This is a genomic window from Chlorobiota bacterium (genome assembly GCA_016710285.1).
In the GTDB taxonomy this organism is placed as follows: Bacteria; Bacteroidota; Ignavibacteria; order OLB7; family OLB7; genus OLB7.
On record JADJXR010000001.1, the window covers coordinates 1898577 to 1922647 of the forward strand.

The following is a 24071-nucleotide window of genomic DNA, read 5'->3' on the forward strand; positions in this document are numbered from 1 at the left end:
TTGCCCAGCAGTTGGGAATCCCTTCGATTGTTTCCGTGGCTGGGGGGGGAGTTCTCTGCGTTTGGCCAGTTCGGCTACGGGGCGCAGCGGACCCGCCGGGGAAGGTGGATCGTGGCCGCCACGTTGCGCCGCGCAACCGCCGTGACCGCAGGCTCGCGCTGGGTTGCTGAACTTGCCCCATCCCCCCCACCGCCGCCGCATCCTGCCGATGCCGCTGGGGGTGGAGCTTGGGGCGTTTGCCCCGGCATCGCTTCGCACGGGGAATCGCGTGCTGGTTGCTTCCTCGATGATCCCCCTGAAAGATTATCCAACAATGCTGCGTGCGGTGGCCATTGCTCGCGTGCGGTTGCCGGAACTTCAGCTGGAGGTTGCCGGGGCCGGAACGGAAATGGAGCGCGTGCGCAGAATGGCCTTCGATGCAGGGCTGGCCGATTCCACAAACTTCTTGGGGTTTGTTCCCGACGACGAAATGCCGCGCGTCTTCCAACGCTGCGACCTTCTGCTGCATGGCTCCCACTACGAAGCCCAGGGGATGGTGGTGCTGGAAGCCCTTGCCACCGGAATGCCAGTGGTGGCCACTTCGGTTGGAATCGCTGCGGAACTTCCCCCAAACCTTGTGCGCCAGGTCCATCCAGGGAACGCCGAACAAATGGCGGCGGCGTTGGTGCAGTCCTTTTCTTCCGACGCGCACGCCGTGCAGGCCTTGCACGCGGGACCAGAACTTGTTCGCCAGCAGTTTAGCGTTGGGAAGATTGGTGCCGACTTCTTGAATCTGTACAAAGAAGTCAGCAGAGTAGAATAGCCCGCATCCTTTCCCTATGTTTGCGGCGTTAGCCCCCCGTTCTGCTTCCGTTCACAGCATTCGATTCATACCTATGGATTCATCATCATCATCATCGTCACCATCATCCCCATTCCCCGAAATTGAGCAGTTGTGGAATTACAATCGCCCTGCCGACACCGAGCAGCGGTTCCGTAAACTTCTGCCCCAAGTGGAGGCTGCCGGGAACGAATCCTACCGATTGGAGTTGCTGACCCAAATTGCCCGTTGCGAGGGGCTGCAACGCCGGTTTGCCGATGCCCACGACACCTTAGATATCGTTGCTCCATTGCTTGCCGATGCCCCAGCCCGCCCTCGGCTTCGCTATTTGCTGGAGCGCGGGCGGGTGTTCAATTCATCGGGAACCCCAGCCGAGGCACGCCCGTTGTTTGTGCAAGCGTGGGAGGAAGGGAATGCCGCCGGGGAAGATGACCTTGCCGTGGATGCTGCCCACATGGTGGCCATTGTTGAGAAGCCGGAAGAAGCGTTGGCCTGGAATGAGAAAGCCTACCAGCTTGCCGAACAAAGCAACCACCCCACCGCCCGCCGCTGGATTGGCTCGCTAACAAACAACATCGGCTGGACGTGGCACACCCTGGGCGACTACGACCAAGCACTCCGCTACTTCCAGCGGAACGTGGAGTGGCACAACCAGATGGGGAGCGGAGAAGGGCTGATGATTGCCCAATGGTGCGTTGCCCGCACCCTCCGCTCGTTGGGGCGTGTGGAAGAAGCGTTGGCGATGCAGCAACAGGTGCAGCGGGAACGCGCCGAGCGTGGGTTTGCCGCCGATGGATACGTCTTTGAAGAATTGGGCGAATGCTTGCTGGCGTTGGACCGCAAAGAAGAAGCCCGCGAATACTTTGCGGGGGCCTATGAGCTTTTATCGGAAGACTCGTGGATGCAGGCAAACGAGGGGGCGCGATTGCAGCGGCTTCAGCAACTGGGGGAAGGGAAATAGAGAGGCGGGAAGGGGTAAGAAACAGGCACACACACACAGACCAACTAATCTATCATAACAGCGTTATGGACCAGCCATCAGAAACCATCACCCAAATTATCCCGCGCGAACTGCTGTTCGGCAATCCCGAAAAACGAAGCCCGCAAATCTCGCCCGATGGAACTCGGCTTGCGTGGGTTGCGCCGGTTGACGGGGTGATGAACCTTTGGACAGGGCTGTTGGGGGAGGAAATGCGCCCCCTAACCCGCGACACGGGGCGGGGAATCAGCGCGTTCCTTTGGGCGCAGAACAGTGAGTATCTGATCTACTTGCAGGATAGCAACGGCGATGAAAACTGGCACATCTTTGCCGTGGACATCCATACCGACGAGGTCCGCGAGCTTACTCCATTCCAGGGCGTTCAGGCGCACCCATTGGATAGAAACAAGCTGTTCCCCGATCGTTTGCTGATCACTATGAACCGCGATAACCCCCAGCTTCACGATGCTTGGTATCTGGACGTTCGCACCGGAGCGTTAGAGCTTGCTGCGCGGAACCCCGGCAACGTACTGGGGTGGCTGGCCGACAATGAGTTTGTTATCCGTGCCGCCGTTGCTGCCGCCGCTGATGGAGGGCAAGAACTGCTGGTTCGCGACACCCCAAACGACCCGTGGCGCACGCTGCTAACTTGGACGATGGAGGAGGCTTGGTCCTCCGGCATGGTTGGCTTCACCAACGATAACCAGTCCTTATATCTGAACGATCCCCGCGAAGCAAATGCCTCCCGATTAGTGGTGATAAACCTTGCCACGGGGGAGCGGGAAGTGTTGGCCGAAGACCCTGAATATGATATCCGTTCTGAGTTGATCAACCCTGAAACTAACGTGGTTGAGGCGGCTGCATTTTTGCGGGAACGGCTGGAATGGGAGGTGCTGGATGAGGCTGTTCGGGAGGACCTTGCAACGCTGCAAGCGCAGCACCGGGGGGAGCTGAGCATCCTATCCCGCGACAGCGCAAACCGGCTGTGGGTTGTGGGCTATGATGCCGACGATGGATCGGGAGGGTATTACCTGTACGACCGCTCGACCCGAACCACAACGCTGCTGTTCCAGCCACGACCAGAGCTGAGCAGCTATCCGTTGGCCACAATGGAGCCGTTCCGATTCACCGCACGCGATGGGATGGTGATCCATGGATATATCAGCTTTCCGCCGGGGCAGGACCGGAAGGGATTGCCGCTGGTGCTGAACGTCCACGGCGGCCCGTGGGTTCGCGACGATTGGGGATTCCACCCCGAGGCGCAGTGGATGGCAAACCGTGGCTACATCTGCATGCAGGTGAACTACCGTGGCTCCAACGGATTCGGAAAAGCCTACCTAAACGCGGGGAACAAAGAATGGGGTGGGAAGATGCACAACGACCTTATTGATGCGGTTCGTTGGGCCATAGATCAAGGCTGGGTGGACCCGTCGCGGCTGGCGATTTATGGCGGCTCCTACGGCGGATATGCTTCGCTGGTGGGGGCAACGTTCACCCCCGATTTCTTCCACTGTGCCGTGGCAATTGTTGGCCCATCGAACTTGATCTCCTTCATCGAATCTACCCCACCATACTGGCAGCCGATGATTAAGCAGATGCACGAGCGGGTTGGGGATCCAGAAACGGAGGCGGAGTTCCTTCGCTCCCGTTCGCCGTTGTTCCGGGTTGACCAGATCCGCATCCCGATGCTGATTGCACACGGGGCCAACGACCCCCGAGTGAAGCAGGCCGAATCGGAGCAGATTGTGGCGGCAATGGTGGAAAAAGGAATTCCGCATCAGTACATGCTGTTCCCCGACGAAGGGCACGGGTTTGTCCGCCCGGAAAACCGCCTGCGGTTCTACGCTGCTGCCGAGAAATTCCTGGCCGAGCATTTGGGGGGAAGGTTCGAGGAGTAAGCCAAAAGCAGAAGCCGTCACCGCGAATATCGGATGGCTTTTTTTACGGAGAGAGGAATACTGGCTTTGCCGGTATTCCTCTTCCTGTTCTTTCTCTCTCTTCTCTCTCTCTGTTGAGCAACGCTGCTCACTTCAAATTGAAGTCATCTTCTGCTCCCTTTTCGTGCGGCATAACCTGTTCAATGTCGCGGGTGAAATCATCGCCATTCCAGAGCATGAATCGTGCGGCTGCTACTTTTTTGCGCATCTCACCACCCATTCCAAACATCTTCCCCCATCCTTTCCACGGCATGCCGTGTTGGAATCTTCCCCTGCCCAACGGATGGTCGCCAAGTTCCTCGCCGTGGGCGGCCATCCATTCTTCCAATTTTTGCTTCCCTTCGTTCCTCCATTGCTCTGCTTGTGGCCGTGCGGTTTCCCCAATCTGCTGCAGGGTTGTGCGGTATTTGATTGCCAGCGGCTTCAGTTCGCCAAGCAGTGTGTGGCGTTGTTCGCGCATCCCCCGCAATGCATCCCGATGGGTTTTCAGGGCGGTGTAATCTTCTTGCTGCCATGCTTGGTGCATTCCGCTTCGGTGGGTCATCGCCTGTTTACGAAGTGCGGCGGCCCGGCTGCGAAGGCCGTTCAGCGTTGCCAAATCTTCTGCCGACATCGCCGCGTCAAGCTGGCTTTTCCATTGGTTGAGGGTGGGGATGATGGCGGTGCGGGTCCAATCCAGCATTGTTTGCCGCAGTTGTTGGCGTGCTTCTTGGCGTTTGGGGTCGGGTTTGTGGGTTGGCTTGGGCTGGGCAATCGCCACCGAACCGATCCCTACGGCCAGCGCGGCCAGTGCCGCCACAATCGTTCGTCCTGTTCTCATCGGTGTTCTCCGTTGTTCACGTTGTTAAAAATGTGGGCTGCTATTTGACGTGCGCCCTCTCTTGTGTGCTATCGCGTGGGGGCTTAGTGGCCTTGCGCTGCGTGCCGTTCCCGTACAAATCGCGCCAACTGCGGGGCGACAGGTAACGGGGTGTTGTGCGGAAACAAAAAGCCGCACCGTGCGCGTGAACACGCAGGGTGCGGCTTGAAGACCGATAGAAGGGATGAGGTTTTTTTACCGCGCCACCACCACCGCACCACCGGCGCGGCGCTCGCCAAGCTGAAGGATGTAGCGGTACATTCCGGCAGGAAGCGTGGCCACATCCAACTCCACACGTTGCTCTCCTGCATCCATTACGCCAAGCTGGCGGCGCAGGACTTCGCGTCCTAACGGGTCCACCACAACCACTGTTCCGGCTTGCGGCGCGGCAAGGTGGAATTGGAGTTGGCTTGTTCCCGATGTTGGGTTTGGATAGGTGCTTAGGCCAAGTTCGCTGGTGAATGCCGGGTCAATTGGGGTGCTGGCCAGCACTTGGATACCCCACGCCAGCAGGCGATAGATATTGCCATCGGGGCGGAGGGTGCTGGCATGAACGAAGATGTCGTTCCCGGCTTGATCTTTCATCAAAATGGTCTTCTGTCCCCAACCCGATCCGCCGCTTGCAGGGATGGGATAGGCAACGGAATCAGCAGCTTGCTCCTTTGTCCAATTCCGGCCAGGGTAGTAGGTGACATCGCTGCTGTAGTTGGTGCGGAAGATGTCGCCGCTGCGTAGCACCATGAATCCGTGATGCCGACCCAACCAGAACATCTCGCTCATGTAGGATTGCTCGCGAACGATGTTGTAAATCCGTTTGGAGGCTCCCCATTGCGTCCCGTCGGCAGAGAAGTACCAGAAGCCATTGTTCGAAAGCTGGTTGCGGTCAAAACAGAAGGCGCGGAACTCGTAGTTATCCACCCAATCAATCTGGTTTACGCGCAGCAATTCGGGGGCGCTTCCAGCGGCATTGTCCCACGACGCTCCGCCGTTGACGCTCCGTTTGAATTTCATGGATGCCGGGATGCCAATGGCTGCCACCCCATTCTGTGCGTCGCGGAAGCAGAGTGCCCAGACGCCTTCGTTGAACCCTTCGCGTGGATCCGCTGCGGTCTTCAGTTGGACTTGCCATGTTGCGCCGCCATCGGTGGTGGCCACAATCCCTTTTTTGCCGTAGATCCAGCCGTGCATGCCATCCTTCAACCAAAACATCTTGGCCAAGCCTTGCAGCCAGAAATTGCTGGTGACGGTGAACTGTTCGTCGGCAAGTGCGGCGGGCTTCGTTACCGTCCATGAGGTTCCGAAGTCGCTGCTGTGGATTAGGCAGTATTTTTTTGCGCCGTTGTCGTTGTAGCTGGCAAGGCCAATCACATAGTTTTTATCGCCTGGGCGGGGCATATCGAAGTACCAAACTCCATCCAAGCTATCGGGCAGCCCTGCTTGGCCGGCTTTCAACGAATCTTCCAGCACCATGCTTTTATCTGGCTTCACCGTTGACTTGTAGATTACCCCGCGACCGATGCCAATCAATACTTTGCCATCGCGGCCAGCTACGGCCGGGGGGATGCGGATTGGAGTCTCGCCCCCCTGGGCGAATAGTAGCGAAGGAGCCGCTGCGGCAACAAGCAGCAGAAGCAAAAACAGTTGTGCAGAACGGAGCCATGTGGCCATGATGAACCTCTGAATGATGAGTTGTACGGATTGCCAGTTAGGATGGAAGCAAGGGAGCCTTAGAGCAGGGAAGTGTGCGATAAAGACCCGCCGTTAGCCCCAGAAGTTACGTGAATCCTTGCAAGGAGTGGGGGAATGTTGCTTGCCAGACGGCTTATAAGATAGCCCCAACCACACCGTGTGCACAACCCAAGAAACACAACAGGGGCGCGAAACGTCGCGCCCCTGCGGTAAATACTCCATATTGGAGTAGTAGAGTTTAGTACATGTCGCCCATTCCGCCACCGTGCGGCGGCATTGCCGGGGCCTTGTCGTCCTTCTTGTCAACAATCGTCGTCTCGGTTGTGATCAGCAGTGCAGCAACCGATGCGGCGTTCTCCAAGGCAACGCGGGCAACCTTCGTTGGGTCAATCACGCCAGCCTCGATCAAGTTGGTGTACTCGTCGTTGTAGGCGTTGTAGCCAAAGTCGTTGCTTCCTTCTTTGATTTTGGCAACGATCACCGAGCCTTCCAGGCCGGCGTTGGCAACAATCTGGCGGATCGGCTCTTCCACGGCGCGGCGCACAATCTGGATGCCGATGTTTTGGTCCTCGTTCTCGCCGGTTACGCCGTCCAGCTTCGAAAGCGTGCGCAAGTAGGCAACGCCGCCACCAGGAACAATGCCTTCCTCAACTGCGGCACGGGTTGCGTGCAGGGCATCTTCCACGCGTGCTTTCTTCTCCTTCATCTCCACTTCCGTTGCTGCGCCAATCTTGATGACGGCAACGCCGCCGGAGAGCTTCGCAAGGCGCTCTTGCAGCTTCTCGCGATCGTAGTCGCTGGTGGTCTTCTCAACCTGGGCGCGGATTTCGTTGATGCGACGCTTGATCTCATCACCTTCGCCGGCACCCTCGATCACGGTGGTGTTGTCCTTGTCAATGGCAACGCGTTTGGCGCGACCCAAGTACTCCAACGTGGTGTTCTCCAGCTTGTAGCCTTTCTCCTCGCTGATGACGGTTCCGCCGGTCAGGACTGCGATGTCCTCCAGCATGGCCTTGCGGCGGTCGCCGAAGCCTGGGGCTTTCACCGCACAAACGCGAAGCGTGCCGCGCAGCTTGTTTACCACCAACGTCGCCAATGCCTCACCCTCGATGTCTTCGGCGATGATCAGGATTGAGCGGCCCGACTGAGCAACTTTCTCCAGGATTGGGAGAAGGTCCTTCATCGAGCTGATCTTCTTGTCGTGAATCAGGATCAGCGGATCCTCCATCACGGCTTCCATCGTGTCGGCATCGGTGACGAAGTATGGGGAAAGGTAGCCGCGGTCGAACTGCATACCTTCCACCACATCCATGGTGGTTTCGGTTCCGCGAGCTTCCTCAACGGTGATAACGCCATCCTTTCCAACCTTGTCCATTGCCTCGGCAATCAGTTCGCCGATGGTGGAATCGTTGTTGGCGGAGATGGTGCCGACGTTGGTGATCTCCTTACGGCCACCAACCTCGCGTGAAATCTCCTTCAATCCGCCAACGATTTTGCTAACGGCAAGGTCAATGCCACGCTTCAGGTCCATTGGGTTGGCACCGGCGGTGACGTTCTTCAGGCCTTCGCGGATCAGGGCTTGGGCCAACACGGTGGCGGTGGTGGTTCCGTCGCCGGCAACGTCGCTGGTTTTGCTGGCAACTTCGCGAACCATCTGAGCACCCATGTTCTCGATGGGGTCCTCAAGCTCAATTTCCTTGGCAACGGTAACGCCGTCCTTGGTGACGGTTGGCGCGCCAAATTTTTTGTCAATCACAACGTTGCGCCCTTTTGGGCCAAGCGTGACTTTCACGGCGTTAGCAAGCTGGTCCACGCCACGCTTCAGCGCGGCACGGGCTTCGCTCTCAAATTCGATGAGTTTAGCCATTGTGGTTATCTCTGTGGATAGTGTTGATGTTGAAAAAACGGTTGTTCGTGCGCCAGCAACGCTGGGGGCTGGCGTGCGCCAGTGATTCCGGTGGCTGGCCAATCCAACCACCCTGCTGAATCGGCGCGATTATTTGCAGATAGCGAAGATGTCCGACTCGCGCATGATGAGGTAATCCACCCCTTCAACGCTGATTTCGGTGCCGGCATACTTGCCATATAGGACGCTGTCGCCAACCTTCACGCTAAGGGGAACAATGCTGCCGTTCTCCAGCGTTTTGCCGGTTCCAACAGCTACAATTTCGCCACGCTGTGGTTTCTCTTTTGCGGTGTCGGGGATGATTAATCCACCCTTGGTGACTTCCTCGGCTGCCGAGGGCTTCACAAGAACGCGATCGCTAAGCGGTGTCAGTTCCATGGTCTTGTCTCCTAAGATTAAACAAGGATTGTGCGTTGATGATTCGATAGCTGTGGTGTTAGCACTCTTGATAGGAGAGTGCTAAGACGGCTGCAAAGATAGCCCCCTTGCCAAAGGGATGTCAAGCAAGGTGAGGTTAGGAGATGTTAATAGAGGGAGCCAGAAAGGGGAGTTCTGGGCGGAGTGATACGAAAAAGGGGCATGATTGCTCATGCCCCCGCGAAAGTGTTCACTGCTGATGCCGGGCTTTACCGCATAACCACTGTTCCGGTTCGGGACCGTTCCCCTGCGCCGGCAACGAACTGATAGACCCCAGCCGGCAGCCCGCTGCGATCAATAAAGGCGTTCCCTTCGGCATCCACCGGGAATTGGGCGACGGCGCGACCCAGCATATCCATCAACGTGAGCTGCGCCCCTTCCGGCATGGCCACACCAAGCTGAATTTTGGAAACCGATTCCACCGGGTGGGGGGCAATGCTGAGTGATGGAGTCGTACGGTCGGCAAACGGAGCTGCCGAGGGGAGCGCACGCCGCAGCACGGTTCCGTTTTCCCCCACCACCCACAACGTGCTTCCGGCACTGCTGATTGCAGAAAGGTCGTTGGTGCTTCCCGCTTCTTCGGCCGTCCACGTCGCGCCAGCATTCACTGTTCGGAAAATGAGGCCATCGGTTCCCACCGCGTAGCCTTCCGTTTGGTTTACGAACAGGACATCGGTGAGCTGCCCCCACTTATTGTGATGCACTTGTTCCCAGTTGACCCCGCCGTTGGTGGTTCTTAAAATCACCGCTCCGGTGGCATCCTTGCCAACCACCACGCCGATTTCGGGGTTGATAAACGCCAAGCCGTGCAGCACGGTGGTTTCGGGGAACTCATGCAGCAGCGACCATCCCGTTCCCCCTGCGCCGCATTTCATCACAAGGTTTGGCTGCACCACGGTTCCGGGTGTTCCCGCAAGTGCATACCCGGTGGCAGCATCGGGGAAGACGATCCGTTGCACCGATTCGGAGCGCCCAGTGGAAAGGATTGCCCAATTTTTCCCGGCATCGCTGCTGGCAATCACATAGCCGCTGTCGCCAACGGCAACGATGGTGTTGGGCGCGGGGGTGGCAATGTCCGCCACATACACCGGTGGGGCTGTGTACCAGAATTCCCACTTATCCTCTTCCCCGTCCAAAATTTTCCCGATGAACCCGACTTCAGCATCGGTGCGGCGGCCACAAAGGTAGCCTGTCCCGTTTTGGCCAAGGATAATTCTGGAGGACCAATGGCCCAGCATCAATGTAGCCCCAGCTTTTGCCGCCATCGTGGGTAGCCACCACAACGCCGTTATTGGCCGCACCCCCACCAATGTACAGCACATCGGGGGTGCTAAGGGAGATTGTGGTGAGGTCTAGCACTTGTCCATGAATATCCGTTTGGGGGAAAGGAATGGTTTGCCACTGGGCAGTGGCCACGTTGGCTGTTGCCCCCAAGCAACAAGCAAGAATGCCAGCAATGGAGTAACCACGCAATGCGCTGGCAATGGCAGTCCGGCAAGGTAAAGTGTGCATAATGGCTTCCTGAATAAGGTTGCGGGTGCAGACCGTTGAAGCATTTGTGCTACTTGTGAAAAGCCTACTGCTATCTTGACGAAATAGTTGCTCGGTGGTGCTTCTCTGTTCTTGCTAAATTGCGCCATGCTTGGCCTTAAAACCGGAATTGTGCAGATCGTCCCCTATGATCCCGCCTGGGAAACCTTGTTCGCCGCCGAACGGGAGCGTATCGCTGCGGCCATTGGCAGCTACGTGCTGGCCATTGAGCACGTTGGCAGCACGGCAGTGCCGAACCTTGCGGCCAAACCCATTCTTGACATCGCAATTGGCGTGGCGGCGTTGGACCTTGTGCCGGCGTGCGTGGCCCCGCTGGCGGGTTTGGGGTATGAGTACAAAGGGGAGAACGGACTGCCAGAGCGGCATTACTTCACCCGTGGAGTGCCGCTCCGGACGCATCACCTTCATCTGGTGGTGATGGGCCAGTACCAATGGAATACGTTGGTTCCCTTCCGTGACCACCTTCGGCGCAACCCAACGCTGCTGGCCGAATACCAGCAGCTGAAAGAAGACCTTGCCGCCCAATTCCCCCATGACCGCGCCGCCTACACCGACGGCAAAGCTAAATTCATCCAAGCCGTGCTGCGTCAGGAATCTCTAAGCCGGTAGATGGCTATGCCGGCGGCGGCGTGGTTGCACGTGCATTCTTCTCTCTCTCAGTCGCACACTCTCTCAATCAGAAGTTCCGCTCATGTCCCCTTCACACAGTTCTCTCCGCTTCCTGCTGCCGTTTGTTGCCCTGCTTTGGGGGTGTTTCGGCCACGCCTACGCGCAGCAATGGACCTTGCAGCCAAGCGGAACAACCGCTTCGTTGAATGGGGTGTTCATGGCCACCCGCTGGTCCGGTTGGTGCGTTGGCGATAACGGCGCAATCCTGAAAACCACCGACGGCGGGCGAACCTGGTCCCAGCAAAACAGCACCACCACCGTGAAGCTCCGTGCGGTCTTTTTTGCCGACTCCATCAAGGGGTGGGCCGCGGGGGATTCCGGCACGGTGCTGGCAACGGCCAACGGCGGCGCAACATGGAACCGGCAGGTTACTGGAACAACGCAGGCTTTCCACACAATCTTTTTTAGCAGCCCCACCACCGGCTGGGTTGGCGGCGCAAACTACACCATCCTCCGCACGAATACCGGCGGCGTGCTTTGGCAGCCAATGACCAACGTCACCGCCCCAACGGTCACCAATCTCCATTTTCAAACTCCTGTTTCCGGCTGGGCCGTTGGGACCACCGCCAACCCCGGAACCGGAGCCTTGATGAAGAATGTGAACCTGGCGGACGAATGGATTCCCCAAACCAACACCACCGCCCCAATCGGCACAAACTTTTATGCCGTCTGGTTCACCGGATCCGACACCGGATGGATTGCCGGGGCAAAAGGAATTATCCGAACCACCCGCGACCGCGGCGCAACCCCATGGCGCAGCATAAATTCCGGAACCGGGTTCGACTTATGGAGCCTGTGTTTCACTTCCCCCAGCAACGGCTGGGCCGTGGGCGACCACGGCACGGTGATCCGCTACAACGGCGCGCAGTGGAACGCCGAATACTCCACCACCCCGCGCAACCTCTACTCCGTCAGCTTCTTCACCGATACCGTTGGCGTTGCCGTTGGCGATAGCGGGACAATCATCCGCTACCAACGCTACGATGCCCCGCAACCGCTGCTGCTGTTCGGTCCCAATGGCGGCCAGATTTGGGACGTGGGGTCGCAGCGGGCAATCACGTGGGGGGCCAAAGGGGTGTCGGATATCCGCATTGAATTTTCGACCGATGGAGGAAGCAAATGGTCCACCCTGGTTGGCAACACGCCCGCCGCCAACGGAAGCTACGCCTGGAGCATTCCGAACACTCCATCGAAGCAATGCCGGATTCGGATTACCGACGTGGCCAACCCAGCCAATGCCGACAGCAGTGCCGCCAACTTCACGATTATTGACCGCTCCGTTGGCCGCGATTTTGCCGTGATGCCCACGGCAACCGTCAGCAGCAATCCCCCTTCCATCACCCTCCATTGGCCTGGCGATTCGCTGGCAACGGGGTTCAGCGTGGCGGTGCGGACCGCGCCGGACCAGCCGTGGAGCCAGCTTGCTCAGCTTCCTGGCGGGGCAACATCGTGGGAACACGCGCCGGTCCAGGTTGGGAAGCAGTATGAGTATCGCATCCTGAAAACCACGCCGGTGCTAACGGGCCACGGCTATGCCAGCGCGGGCATTCAGCTTCCGGCGGTGGAGCGGCGCGGGAAGATTTTGGTGATTGTTGAGGAAAGCCTTGCGCCGCAACTTGCCGCTGAACTGCAGCAATTCCGTGCGGACCTTGTTGGCGATGGGTGGCAGGTTTCCACCACGCTCCAGCGTGCGGATCTTCCCCCGGCGGCCATGCGCGACACCATCATTGCCCGTTACCGCGCCGATTCAGCAACCCTGAAAGCGGTGCTGTTCGTTGGCAATTTCCTTCCCGCCTACTCCGGCGATTTTGCCCCCGATGGCGTTGCCGAGCGGATTGGCGCGCAGCCCGCCGATGTCTATTTCGGCGAGATGGACGGGGGCTGGACCGACTCCATCGTCTATGATGCCAAAGGGAATGGCGTGCAAACCCCGAACATCACCGGCGACGGGAAGTTCGACCAATCGGAACTCCCGTCGGATGTGGAGTTGCAGGTGGGGCGGCTTTCGCTGGGGAATCTTCCGGCGTTTGAAGCAACCGAGGCCGCTTTGCTGAAACGGTACTTTGCCGCAAACCACCAGTTCCGCACCGGGGCATCGGGGAAGATTCCGGAGCGGGGATATGTGGAGACTTCGTTCGACAATATCCAGCCGGAAGTCTCGGCCAATGCGCTCCGCAACATGGGGGCGTTGTTCGGAAGCAATCGCGTGAAGTCGGGAAGAAATTGGGAGTATCTGCGCGAGCTTCAGGACAGTGCCTATCTGTTCAGCTACGCCGGCGGGCGGGGCAGCGATACCGTGATCGGGATCAACCGGCTGACCAGCAGCCTTTGGGCTTCGCAGCCGTTCCGCAGCACCTTCACGCTGCTGTACGGGAACAATTTCTACGATTGGAATCGGGCGCAGAACACGTTGCTTCGGATGCCGTTGGGGGGGATTGCTCCTTCGCTGGCGGTCTGCTGGGCCGGCAACGCCCCGAACTGGTTCTTTCACCCGATGGGAATGGGGGGAACAATCGGCGAAAGCGTGCGGCGCACCCAGAACAACAGCAGCGGGTACATCCCGGGGAACGCCCTGTACGCTCGCGGCGTTCATATCGCCTTAATGGGGGATCCAACGCTGCGGCTGCACGTGGTGCCATCGGCGGTGGGATGCTTGGCTTCCACCCCCGCACTGCGTCCGTTGGTGGGGTTGGAGTGGACCGTGCCGGGCGGTGGCATTCAGGACAGCGTTCAGGGGTGGCATATCTACCGTGCGGTTTCCATTGATAGCCCGTTCGTCCGGCTGACGGAATCCCCCATCTCCGGCCCTCCGTTTTACGACCTTGCCGCGCCCGATGGGCGGAATGTTTATCTGGTGCGCCCGCTGCGACTTCAGCAATCGGCAACGGGGACGTATTGGAATCTTGGAACAGGGGTGATGGATTCGGTGGAGGTTGCAACGCCGCAACTTTCGGCTGGCCCTGCGCTCCTTTCGCCAGCGGACGATTCGCTTGCGGTTCCCACCACGCGGAAACTTTATTGGAACGACCTTCCCGGCGCGGCATGGTATCGGGTGCAGCTTTCCACCGCCGCCGATTTTTCCACCACGCTGATTGATGCCGATACCGTTCTGGTTCCGCAGCTGGGCTACGGCGGATTGCAAACCAACCAGAAATATTATTGGCGCGTGATGGGAAGCAATCGCTTGGGGGGAAGCCAGTGGTCCCCAACGTGGAACTTTACAACAGCAGAAGTGGCAACCGGCGTTGCTGCCGAACGTGAGTATCAGGCCGAAGTGAAAGCATGGAGCCAAGCTGGCCAGATTGTGGTGCGCTGGCAGCTACGCACGCCCGGCACCGTGACGCTGGAGTTGTGGGATATGATCGGGCGGAAGATTGCCATGCCAGTTGCCAACCGGCACTGCGAAGCCAGCAGTTATACCGACCGCTGGCCAACGGCGGGATTGCCCGCCGGAAACTACGTGGTGGCGCTGCGGTCCAACGGGGGCGCTATCATCGGGCGGGCGTTGGTGATGCTGGCCGGCGGATAGCCCACCCCACGCCGCAAATGGCAGCATGAAAATCTCACCGCTGCTGCTCGACCCGCAGTGCCTGGATTACGGTTGCAATCTGCTCTTCAATCTTGGGAAGTATCAGCAGTGCGGTGGCACGCTCGCCGCGGCGGCACGCTTCCTCCATGCTTTGCAACGCTTCGGAGAGGGGGACGGCTCCAAGTATTGCGCTGCTCCCCTTCATCCGGTGGCTGATGCGCCCGGCGGCAACAAGGGTGTCGTGGTTTTGCAGCGCGTCGCGAAGCTCGGCAAGGGCAATCGGGATGTCGGCGCGGAACAGGTCAATCAACTCTCCCAAAATCCCCTTGTTGTCCTCCCCCCCCAATGCGCGAAGGCTCTCGATCACGTCCTTGTCCAACGGCTGAAGGTCGCCGTTGGAATTGTCGGCGGCGTTGGGGGCCATGGAAACGGGGGCTTGGCCAATCCACCGGTCCAGGATAATCCGCAGCTTGTCCATCTGGATCGGCTTGGCGATGTAGTCATCCATTCCGGCATCAAGGCATTCCTGGCGTGCGCTGGACATGGCATCGGCGGTAAGGGCAATGATAATCGCATGGCGGGAACCTTCGCGGAGGCGGATTTCGCGCGCGGCTTGGTAGCCATCCATCTCCGGCATCTGGCAATCCATAAACACAAGGTCGTAGGGGGTTCGTGCCAGCGCGTCCAATGCCTCCACGCCGTTGTTTGCCAGGTCGGCACGGATCCCAAGTTTCGCAAGCTGCCCCAGCGTCACCCGCTGATTGATCGGGTTATCCTCGGCCACAAGAACCCGCACGCCGGGGGCAACGGTGGGTAGCGGTTCCCCTGCAACCGCAGGTTGCCCAATTTCTGCAGCTGCCACCCCGTTCGCCCCAATCCGTTCCTCCGATGCCAGCGGAAACGTTAGCAGGAACCAGAAGGTGGAACCGGTTCCGCTTTGGCTTTGCACCCCAATGGTCCCCCCCATTAACTCCACCAACTGTTGGCAAATGGCCAACCCCAAACCGGTTCCGCCATACTTGCGGGTGGTGGAGTTGTCGGCTTGGCTAAATGGGGTGAACAGATGCGGAAGCGCGTCGCTGGAAATTCCGATTCCAGTATCGGAAACCTCGAACCGTATGGTGGCCACCCCCGGCTGCCGATCCTGCACCCCAACCCGAACAACCACCTCGCCAAATGCCGTGAACTTAATGGCGTTGCTCAGCAGGTTGTTCAGCACCTGGCGCAGCCGCACGGGGTCCCCCAGAACGTTGTCGGGGGTTTCTGGTGCGACGCTGGTGATAAGCCGAATCCCTTTGGTGCGTGCGCGCTGCCACAGCAGGTCGGTGATATTGGATAAAGCCCCGCGAATCGAGAATGGGATATTCTCAAAGCTGACCTTTCCGGCTTCAATTTTGGAGAAGTCCAAGATGTCGTTCAGGATGGTCAGAAGGTCCAATGCCGAGGCTTGGATGGTGCTGGCAAACTGCCGTTGCTCTGGCCCCAACGTGGTGGCCATCAGCAGATCGGTCATGCCGATGATGCCGTTCATGGGGGTGCGGATTTCGTGGCTCATGTTGGCCAAAAACTGCGACTTCAGCCGGGTGGATTCCAGTGCCGCATCGCGGGCTTCGGCAAGCTCCGTCAGCGTCTGCTTTTGGGGGGTGATGTCCTGGATTTGGCAGATGATGTAAAGGGGCTTGCCTTGCGGATCCCGAACAAGGGAAACGTTGAGCAGAACCCAAATGGGATACCCCTGTTTGTGGGTGTACCGCTTCTCAACTTGATAGCCGGGGATTTCGCCAACCAAGGTTCGGTAAATCAAATCAATATCCGCTTCCAAGTCGTCGTTGTGGGTGATGCTTTGGAAGTTTGTGCGGAGCAGTTCCTCCTCGCTGTAGCCAACAATCTTGCACAGTGCGTGGTTCACTTGCAGCCAATGCCCCTCGATGGAAACCAGCGCGATGCCAATCGGCGCGGAGTCGAATGCCGTGTGGAACAGTTCCTCGCTTTCGCGCAATGCTTCCTCCACGTGTTTCCGCTCGGTGATGTCGCGGGCCACCGCCTGGAACCCTGCCACCTTCCCCTGGTGAAGAATCAAATGAACATTCTGGCCAAACCAGGTGGTTCTGCCGTCCTGCATCAAGCAGGGGAACTCGTAATAGGTGTTGACCGTCCGGGAGATGAATTGCTTCAGGTAGAAGCGTTTGGCAGCGTCGCGGTGGGTGGGTGCAACAAGGTCCAGGTAATGCTTCCCAATCAACTCATCAAGCTGGAATCCCAAAACCCGCGCAGCCGTTGGGTTCGCAAACGTGAACCGCCCTTCGCTGTTGGCGCGGTAGATAACGTCGTTGGCATGATCCACAAGGTATTTGTAGCGTTCCTCGCTTGCGCGAAGCTCGTCCTCGGCCCGTTTCCGTTCGGTGACATCAATGAACGAGACCACAACGGCGGAAGGGGTGGTTCCGTTCTCATCGAAGATCGGTTGGGAGTTAAGGATAATCCAGATCGCCCTGTTGTTCGGGCGCCGGAGTCCCATCAAAACATTGGTGCAGGGCTCCCCTGTGGTTGCGGTGAGGTAGGCCGGATATTCTTCATTCCGAAACTCGGAGCCATCCTCATGGATGGCTCCGTGATTTCTCACAAAAATATTGTCGCCAATCAGCTGGTTGGCTGGGGTTTCAAGAATTGCTTGGGCACCCTCGTTGCACGCCGTGATTTCGCCTGTGGCGGTAATCACCATCACCCCTTCGTTCAGGACCGCAACCACCGAGCGGTAGCGTTCTTCGCTTGCGCGAAGCACTTGCTCGGCCTGCCTCCGTTCGGTGATGTCACGCGTGGTGCAAATGAATTCCTTCACTGCTCCCGAATGTGGATCGTTAAGGATGCTGCCGGAAGATTCCACCCAAATGTATTCCCCATCGTTGCGCCGCTTCCGATAGGTAACGGTAACGATTTCGCGTTGTTCGAAAGCCCTGGCATGGGCGGTTGCCACCATGGCGATGTCATCGGGGTGGATGCGGTCGTACGGGGAAGTTCCGACCAGTTGATCCGGAGGGTATCCCAGCAGTTTTTCGCTTGCTGGCGAGGCATACAGATAGGTTCCATCGGACGCATGGCGGCTTATCATATCCAAGCTGTTTTCAGCCAACAGCCGGTAGCGTTCCTCGCTTTCGCGCAAGGTCTGCTCGGCTTCAATGCCCGAGGTGATATCGCGTGAGGTGGCGATAATCTCGCGGCGGCGGCTGGGAAGGTGAAGCACCACTCGGCTGGCGGTTTCCAGCCATACCCAATGCCCTTCGCGGTGGCGGAAACGGTAGCTGTAGGTTTGCACCAAATCCTCGCTTCCTTCCCCCCGCTGATAGACCTCAATAAGGTGCTGAATGTCGTCGGGGTGGATGAAGGTGATTGCCGATTTCCCGATGATCTCTTCCGGCTGATATCCCACCACAGCAACGGCAGCTGGCGAAGCATAGGTGTAGGTCCCATCAAGGTTCAGGCGGGTAATCATATCTGCCGACAAATCGGCCATCATCCGGTAGCGTTGCTCGCTGCGGCCAAGCCGTGTAAGCTCCCGCCGAAGCTCAAGCTGGCTGATTATTTGACGGCTGAGCATCCCCACGGCATGAATCTGTTCCTGGGTAAGGGTTCGGGGGGAGCGATCCATCACGCAAAGGCTTCCCAATGGGAAACCATCTGGGGTAAGAAGCGGCACGCCGGCATAAAACCGGATGCTTGGCGGCCCTGCCACCAATGGGTTGTTGGCAAACCGCTCATCCAGCAACGCATCGGGAACAACAAGTGGCTGGTTGGGGTCAAGGATTGTGTGGGCGCAAAAAGCAGCATCGCGGCTGGTTTCGCTGATCCCGTCCAAGCCAATGTTCGATTTGAACCATTGCCGTTCGGCATCAACCAGGGCCAGCAATGCGATTGGCGTTTGGCAGACCTGCGCCGCAAGGGCGGCCAAGTCATCAAACACCTGTTCGGCTTCGGTATCCAGGATACCGTAGCGGAGCAGTGCGGCAAGGCGTTCGGCTTCGTTGGCTGGGAAAGGGACCTTCATTGGCAAGGGAGTAGGCTACCGGACAGATGGGATTGTCGAACGCGCAAAAGTAACGGAATCGTTGGTTCGGTATCGCAGCATGGTTCCCAGCATCAACAAAAAATGCCGCCGTCCGGGGGAACTCCCGAACGGCGGCGTTGAAGCTGCCCAGCGGTGCGCTATCGCGTAACCACCACTGGTTGGATTCTTGTTTGGCCGTTGCACACCAATCGGCAGTAGTAGGTTCCTGCCGGAAGGCCATCGGCAACCACTGCAACGGTATGCATCCCTTCCCCCATTTGCTCTTCGGCCACCAACGTCCGAACCTGACGCCCGGTTAGGTCATACAACGCTGCGCGGACGTTGCTCGGCTCCGGCAAAGCAAAGCGCAGGGTGATTGCTCCGTTGGTTGGGTTTGGCGTTATCGGGGCAAGCCGCAGCGTGCCGATCGCCCCTTCCCGAACCTCCACCATCACCTCGCCAACGTCTTCGATTGTCCCGTCCACCGTCACTTCCTCCAATCGGTAGCGGTAGTTGCCCGGGGTGAACAAGGCATCGTCGCTGTCAAGCAGTGCGTACTCCCGTTCGGCGTTGGTGTTGCCCAGGCTGCGCAAGCGGTTATCGGTCATGTAATCGGCAACAAGGGCTTCGTTGGCAGCGTTCCCGTTTGCCCCCACCCGAGCGCGGTGGACCCGGAAGCCCAGCGTGTTCAGTTCCCCGGCGGTGCGCCAACGGAGCGTGGCTTGGCCCGGGCGGGCGTATCCGGTGAAGGAGATCAGCTTCACGGGAAGCACGTTGTTTTTGCTGTTGGCACCAATCGCATAATCGCTGAAGAAGTAGCGATTGTTGGAGCGCAGAACCAGCGTGCTGTCGCCAATCTCCCGGGCCGATGTCACAATGTCCAGCCAGACGCTATCGGGATGCGGGCGGTAGAGAATCTCCAAATCATTCGGGTCTTTCACCCCTGGGATTCCGCTGATATCCAGCCGCATATCATAGAGGAAGCTATCCAGCCCCACCCGGTTAAAGCTCCACCAGCGGTAATCGCTCACCACATTCACCGGCGATTTCCCCGCACGGAAAAAGGGCAGGCCGCGGGTTCCCGGGCCGGGAGGACCACTGCGGCGGGTGATAAGCAGGCTGCCATCGGCAAGCGGAGCTTTGGTGAAGGTGATGGTGGCATATCCGAAGTTCAGGCTTGGCAAGGTTTTGGCCCGCACGGCAAACCGCTGCGAGACCTGTGTGCCCGGCGTGGCAAACGCCAACGTGGCCGAGCTGAAACTGTAGCCCAGGTCGCAGGCGCGCATTCCGTAAATCTGCAGGAAGTACGCGGTGTTGCTTGGCAATCGGAGGATTGTTGCCTGCGTATCGGTTGCCGGGACCGTTGCCAAAACGTAGGCCCCGCCGAACTCGTCGGTCTTGCCGTACAGCCAGCCATTGCGCGGCGCGTAGCCTGGGGTGGAGTCAATGCGGGCAACCACCACGAAGCTATCCACCCCGCTCAGTTTCCGCCAACGCAGCTGCAAGGTGTCGGTGACGTTTTTAACGATCTCCAAGCCTTGCACATTCAGCAGGTCGGGGGTGGATGCGCAGGCGGCTTTTGTTGTGTCGGCAACGGTTCCGCCGGTGGCTGAGTAGGTGTAGTTGCACTGGCGCACGCCGTAGGCGTAAAATTTCACCGCAGTTGCCGGCGGCAATCCGGTGATTGCTGGGCGGCGGCTTGTGCCGTAGTATTTCACGGTGTCGTCGCCAACAATTGCTCCCACGGGGTATTCGGTTCCATTGGTCAGCGTTGGCGGAAGCCCATTGCCGCCGTCGCGGAACACAACGTAGTGGTCGGCAAATCCGGTCAGTGAAATCTGCAGCCCAACGCTGTTGGAGCTTTTGTAGCGGCTGCTAAGCGACGAGACATTCAGCGGGCGCCCGGTGCAGCGCATCCGCACGGTATCCAACGACCCAATGCCGTTGTAGGTGGCATTGCACGATTGGAACCCGTAGAATGAATACACATACGTCGAGTCCGATTGCTGGCCGATGACCGTTACCGGAGTGGTTGGCGGACCGAAATAGACGACGATGTTATCCAGCCCGATAATCTGCCCAACGAAGTACCGTTTGTTGGGGGAAGGACCCAAGCCCGGGGGGGCATTTTTACGGCGGATAATCAGCACGGTATCGGTGCGCGTGCCGGTGGTGAAGTCGAAGCGAACAGTTGTGGAATCAACGTGAGGCGCGGTGATGTTCGTGATTTTATCTGGCGTTCCGGTGCACCCCGATAGCGTTGTTGCGGCAATCGTGTCCCCCACCGAATACGTGGCCGAGCATTCGCGCCAGCCGTAGATGGTGAACCGGTACGTGGTGGAGTCCTTCAGCCCAGCAACGTAAATCCGCGCTTTGCTTGCCGGGCCCCAGAAGGCCACCGTGTCGGTCCCATTCAGCCCCTGCCCGGCGGCGTAGCGTGTGCCATCGGCGGGGAGAGCGGTTGGCGCGGAAGTTCCTTGCCGTTTAATCACCAGCATCGAGTCGGTGCGGAGCCCGGCTTTGAAATAGAGCCACAGGTTTTGCGTGCCAAGTGCCCCCGCCGAATCGAACGCCGCCGCCGCAGGCCCCAAGCAGGTGGTGGTGATTTTTAGGTCATCAACCTCAAGCCGTGGTTGGTTTCCGCTTCCGCTTCCGCCGTGGTAAACGTAGATGCGAATCCGGGGATCGGAGCTTCCATGAAGCGACGACGGGAGTTTGATTTTTAGAATACCCGCTTGCGAAGTGATGGAGTTGTCGAACGTTGGCCACGTTATTCCGGGAACATCAGTGAACGTTCCCCCGCTCCCTCCATTTGTGGCAATCCTCAATTCGCTTGTTCGGGTTCCGACTGAGCCGTTCACCACCTTATTCCAACCAATGCTAATGCTATCGGCATTGGCATTGCTGAAGTCGCCATGCCAGACAAACCCTTGCTGTTGGTTAGCCTTTACGGTTTGGATCCTCAATTTCCCGCCAGCGTTGTACAGCCCTGCTGCACTGAGTGTAGTCGTCCACGTTGTGGCAGTCGAGTCATCGGCCACGAACTCACCTCCATCCACATCGGTGGTGGGGAATTGCGTAACGCCAGCGGTAACGAACCCAAAGGATTGGTTGTACGGGAAGGTGCTGATACGCCGCCCTTGCGCCGCTCCATCGTGCGAAACGGCGAGCAGTAGCAGCAGCAAGCAGCCAAAATGGAGTTGTAGAAATCTGCGCATGGAAGAACCTGTTGCGGTATAGTTAAACTGAGTAATGAGCCTTGTGTGTGTGATAGCCGCGTAGGGCCGGTTGTTGGCGGCGGCCAGTTGCCGGATGGGCTATCGTGCTGCGGTGCTAAGCGGACGTAACGGAAGGGAACTGCCGGAACATACAACCACCGAAGGAAGCGCAAAGTTACGGCAACTTCTGCCATGCCCAACCAATGTTCTCAACCCGTAACGTTCCTTCTTTTCCCCCTTCCCCTCTTGCATCCGTTCGCGGCACAGGCGTATCTTTGCAGCACTCCTTTCGCAGTGGGCAAGGGCGGAAACGCGTGCCCACTTTTTTTTCCCCCGTCAGTAAAGGAAGGACGGCGGCTTGGTGGTTTCCCTTCGGCGGGAAGGCATCAAGGCCACGGGGGGAAGGCAATGCAAAAACCATTGCCAACGGGTCTGGGGGCGTATGCCGCAGGCCCTTCACGGCTTGGAATAACCCGAAGCAATGAGCGGATTCCCGCACCATATCGAAGAGATGATCCGGCAAGAGGCCGAGCAGCGCGGAATGGTGCTGCTGGAGCTTCGCAGGCGCGGGCAGCGGAACACTGCAGTGGTGGAGGTGATTGTGGACTCCGAGCAAGGTGTGCTGCTGGATAACCTTACTGAGCTTAGCCGTTGGGTTGGCGATTTGCTGGACCAGCACGAAGACGCAATCGCCGGGCGTTACCGTTTGGAGGTCTCCTCCGCCGGGCTGGATCGCCCGTTGCAGTTCGATTGGCAGTATCGGAAAAACGTTGGTCGGCTGCTAAAACTTCAGTATGCAGATGCCGAAGGGGTCATCCGCACCGAAATTTTCCGGCTTGCTGAAGCAAGCGCCGCCGGGCTAATCCTGACCCGCCGCGCCGGCCGCCGCGACACCGCCGAGCAATTGGCAATCCCCCTTGCCGACGTGAAGCAAGCAATTGTTGAGCCGGAACTGTAGCAAGCTGCGCAGCCTGCAAGAATACTTCATATCACTCAGCGTGGGCCAATCGGGCCAACTGCGCTGGCAGCCTACTATCGGCAGGCTGGCAACCGAATCAATCCCGCAAAGCGTTTACGATTAACGTCTAACGTCATGGCCAAGAGAAAATCAGCCAAATCAAGCATCAATAAGCAGCTGATCATTGAAGCGTTCGCCGAAATGGCGCGCCAGAAAAACATTGATCGCGACCTGTTGCAGGGAATCATCGAGGACACCTTCAGCCAGATGGTGCGCAAGAAGTATGGCCAAGATTCCAACTTCGACATCATCGTCAACATGGACAAAGGGGATATCGAAATCTACCTTCTGCGCGAAGTTGTTGCGGAGGTTGAGGACCCCAACCTCCAAATCTCCCTTGAGGAAGCCAACCCAGAGAAGGAGGAGTACGAGATTGGCGACGAACACCTAACCGAGCTGAACCTTGAGAACCTTTCCGAGTTCTTTGGCCGCCGGATGATCTTGATGGCTGCGCAAACCTTAAGCCAGCGCGTCCGGGAAGTTGAGCGCGATAACGTGGTGGCCGAGTACAGCCAAAAAGTGGGGGAGATTATCGTCACCGAGGTCTATCAGGTCCGCCGCAATGATGTGTATGTGATGCACAACAAGGTGGAGATGCGGATGCCCCGCAACGAGCAGATCTGGCGCGAACGATACAAGAAAGGTGAGTCCATCCGCGCTTTGCTGAAAGAGGTTCGGGTTCACGAAGGGCAGGGGCAGCCGGAGATTGTTATCAGCCGCAGCGACCCACAATTCCTGCAGCGGTTGTTCGAGATTGAAATCCCAGAAATCTACGATGGCATCATCGAGATTAAAGGCATTGCCCGCGAACCAGGCGAGCGCGCAAAAGTGGCCGTCATGTCCCTTGACGAGCGCGTTGATCCGGTGGGTGCCTGCGTTGGCATGAAAGGGGTGCGCATCCACTCCATCGTCCGCGAGCTTGCCAACGAGAATATTGACGTGATCCCGTGGTCCAGCGATGTCAAGCAGTTCGTCACGCGGGCACTGCAGCCGGCAAAAGTGAAGGAGATTGCCATTGACACCGAAACCCGCACCGCAACCGTGGTGGTCCCTGATGACCAGGTCTCGCTGGCCATTGGCAAAAATGGCCAGAACGTCCGCCTGGCCATGAAGCTGACCGGCTACTCCATCTCGCTGGTGAAAGAAGGTGGCGAGGATATCGAGCTGGTGGAGTTCCGCGAGGAAGTTGGCGACGACCTGTTCAAGCTGCTGATCGAGGCCGAGATTGAGACGGCCAAAGAATTCCTGAAAGCCGACCCAGCAACGCTGCTATCGCTAGAAGGAATGACGCCCGAGAAGCTGGAAGAACTGCGCCGAATCATGATGGCAGAGTTCGAAGAAGATGAACTGCGCGACATTGACATCCGCCCAGTTCCCGTTGCCGAAGCTCCGGAGCAAGGGGGATCAACAGAGCAATAACCGCAGTGCCAGCAACCG

Annotated in this window: 15 protein-coding genes; 7 read left to right on the forward strand and 8 right to left on the reverse strand. The window is 58.4% G+C overall.

Annotated elements, in window-relative coordinates:
- Nucleotides 1-163: 163 nt before the first annotated feature.
- The 3 genes from IPM61_06770 (at nt 164) to IPM61_06780 (ending at nt 3697) form a co-directional block, all read left to right on the forward strand.
- On the forward strand, nt 164-802 hold the full coding sequence (locus IPM61_06770) for a glycosyltransferase (GenBank protein MBK8911016.1): 639 nt from the start codon (nt 164-166) through the stop codon (nt 800-802).
- A 73-nt stretch (nt 803-875) separates the two neighbouring features.
- Nucleotides 876-1781 carry a tetratricopeptide repeat protein gene (locus tag IPM61_06775; protein ID MBK8911017.1) on the forward strand — a complete coding sequence of 302 codons (906 nt, stop codon included), beginning with the start codon at nt 876-878 and terminating at the stop codon, nt 1779-1781.
- Nucleotides 1782-1846: 65 nt separating this feature from the next.
- The gene (locus IPM61_06780) at nt 1847-3697 is read left to right on the forward strand and encodes a S9 family peptidase (GenBank protein ID MBK8911018.1); all 1851 of its coding nucleotides are present in this window, start codon (nt 1847-1849) and stop codon (nt 3695-3697) included.
- Nucleotides 3698-3824: 127 nt separating this feature from the next.
- On the opposite strand, the gene IPM61_06785 is transcribed toward IPM61_06780, so the two are convergent.
- The 6 genes from IPM61_06785 to IPM61_06810 form a co-directional block, all read right to left on the reverse strand.
- Nucleotides 3825-4556 carry a hypothetical protein gene (locus tag IPM61_06785; protein ID MBK8911019.1) on the reverse strand — a complete coding sequence of 244 codons (732 nt, stop codon included), beginning with the start codon at nt 4554-4556 and terminating at the stop codon, nt 3825-3827.
- Between the two features lie 234 nt (nt 4557-4790).
- Nucleotides 4791-6263 (reverse strand): T9SS type A sorting domain-containing protein, encoded by a 1473-nt coding sequence (locus IPM61_06790; protein MBK8911020.1) that lies wholly within the window; start codon nt 6261-6263, stop codon nt 4791-4793.
- A gap of 259 nt (nt 6264-6522) precedes the next feature.
- Complete coding sequence (groL, locus tag IPM61_06795) at nt 6523-8151, reverse strand: chaperonin GroEL (GenBank protein ID MBK8911021.1); 1629 nt, start codon at nt 8149-8151, stop codon at nt 6523-6525.
- Nucleotides 8152-8280: 129 nt separating this feature from the next.
- A complete protein-coding gene (gene groES, locus IPM61_06800; GenBank protein ID MBK8911022.1) occupies nt 8281-8568 on the reverse strand; it encodes a co-chaperone GroES in 288 nt (95 codons plus the stop codon).
- Between the two features lie 248 nt (nt 8569-8816).
- Nucleotides 8817-9845 carry a hypothetical protein gene (locus IPM61_06805; GenBank protein ID MBK8911023.1) on the reverse strand — a complete coding sequence of 343 codons (1029 nt, stop codon included), beginning with the start codon at nt 9843-9845 and terminating at the stop codon, nt 8817-8819.
- Nucleotides 9766-10119, reverse strand: coding sequence for a hypothetical protein (locus tag IPM61_06810; GenBank protein ID MBK8911024.1), 354 nt, complete (start codon nt 10117-10119; stop codon nt 9766-9768). Before IPM61_06810 ends, IPM61_06805 begins: the two co-directional genes overlap by 80 nt.
- Nucleotides 10120-10245: 126 nt before the next feature.
- On the opposite strand from IPM61_06810, the gene IPM61_06815 reads away from it, so the two are divergent.
- Together IPM61_06815 and IPM61_06820 are read left to right on the forward strand one after the other, a co-directional pair.
- Complete coding sequence (locus IPM61_06815) at nt 10246-10767, forward strand: GrpB family protein (protein ID MBK8911025.1); 522 nt, start codon at nt 10246-10248, stop codon at nt 10765-10767.
- An 82-nt stretch (nt 10768-10849) separates the two neighbouring features.
- On the forward strand, nt 10850-14356 hold the full coding sequence (locus tag IPM61_06820) for a hypothetical protein (GenBank protein MBK8911026.1): 3507 nt from the start codon (nt 10850-10852) through the stop codon (nt 14354-14356).
- Between the two features lie 34 nt (nt 14357-14390).
- On the opposite strand, the gene IPM61_06825 is transcribed toward IPM61_06820, so the two are convergent.
- Nucleotides 14391-18398, reverse strand: coding sequence for a PAS domain S-box protein (locus tag IPM61_06825; GenBank protein ID MBK8911027.1), 4008 nt, complete (start codon nt 18396-18398; stop codon nt 14391-14393).
- 158 nt (nt 18399-18556) lie between these two features.
- The gene (locus tag IPM61_06830) at nt 18557-21616 is read right to left on the reverse strand and encodes a T9SS type A sorting domain-containing protein (protein MBK8911028.1); all 3060 of its coding nucleotides are present in this window, start codon (nt 21614-21616) and stop codon (nt 18557-18559) included.
- A 481-nt stretch (nt 21617-22097) separates the two neighbouring features.
- Here IPM61_06830 and IPM61_06835 point away from each other — a divergent pair, with 481 nt between their 5' ends.
- Nucleotides 22098-22574: a hypothetical protein gene (locus tag IPM61_06835; protein ID MBK8911029.1), complete on the forward strand. Its 477-nt coding sequence runs from the start codon at nt 22098-22100 to the stop codon at nt 22572-22574.
- Nucleotides 22575-22709: 135 nt separating this feature from the next.
- Complete coding sequence (gene nusA, locus IPM61_06840) at nt 22710-24053, forward strand: transcription termination factor NusA (GenBank protein MBK8911030.1); 1344 nt, start codon at nt 22710-22712, stop codon at nt 24051-24053.
- Nucleotides 24054-24071 lie beyond the last annotated feature (18 nt).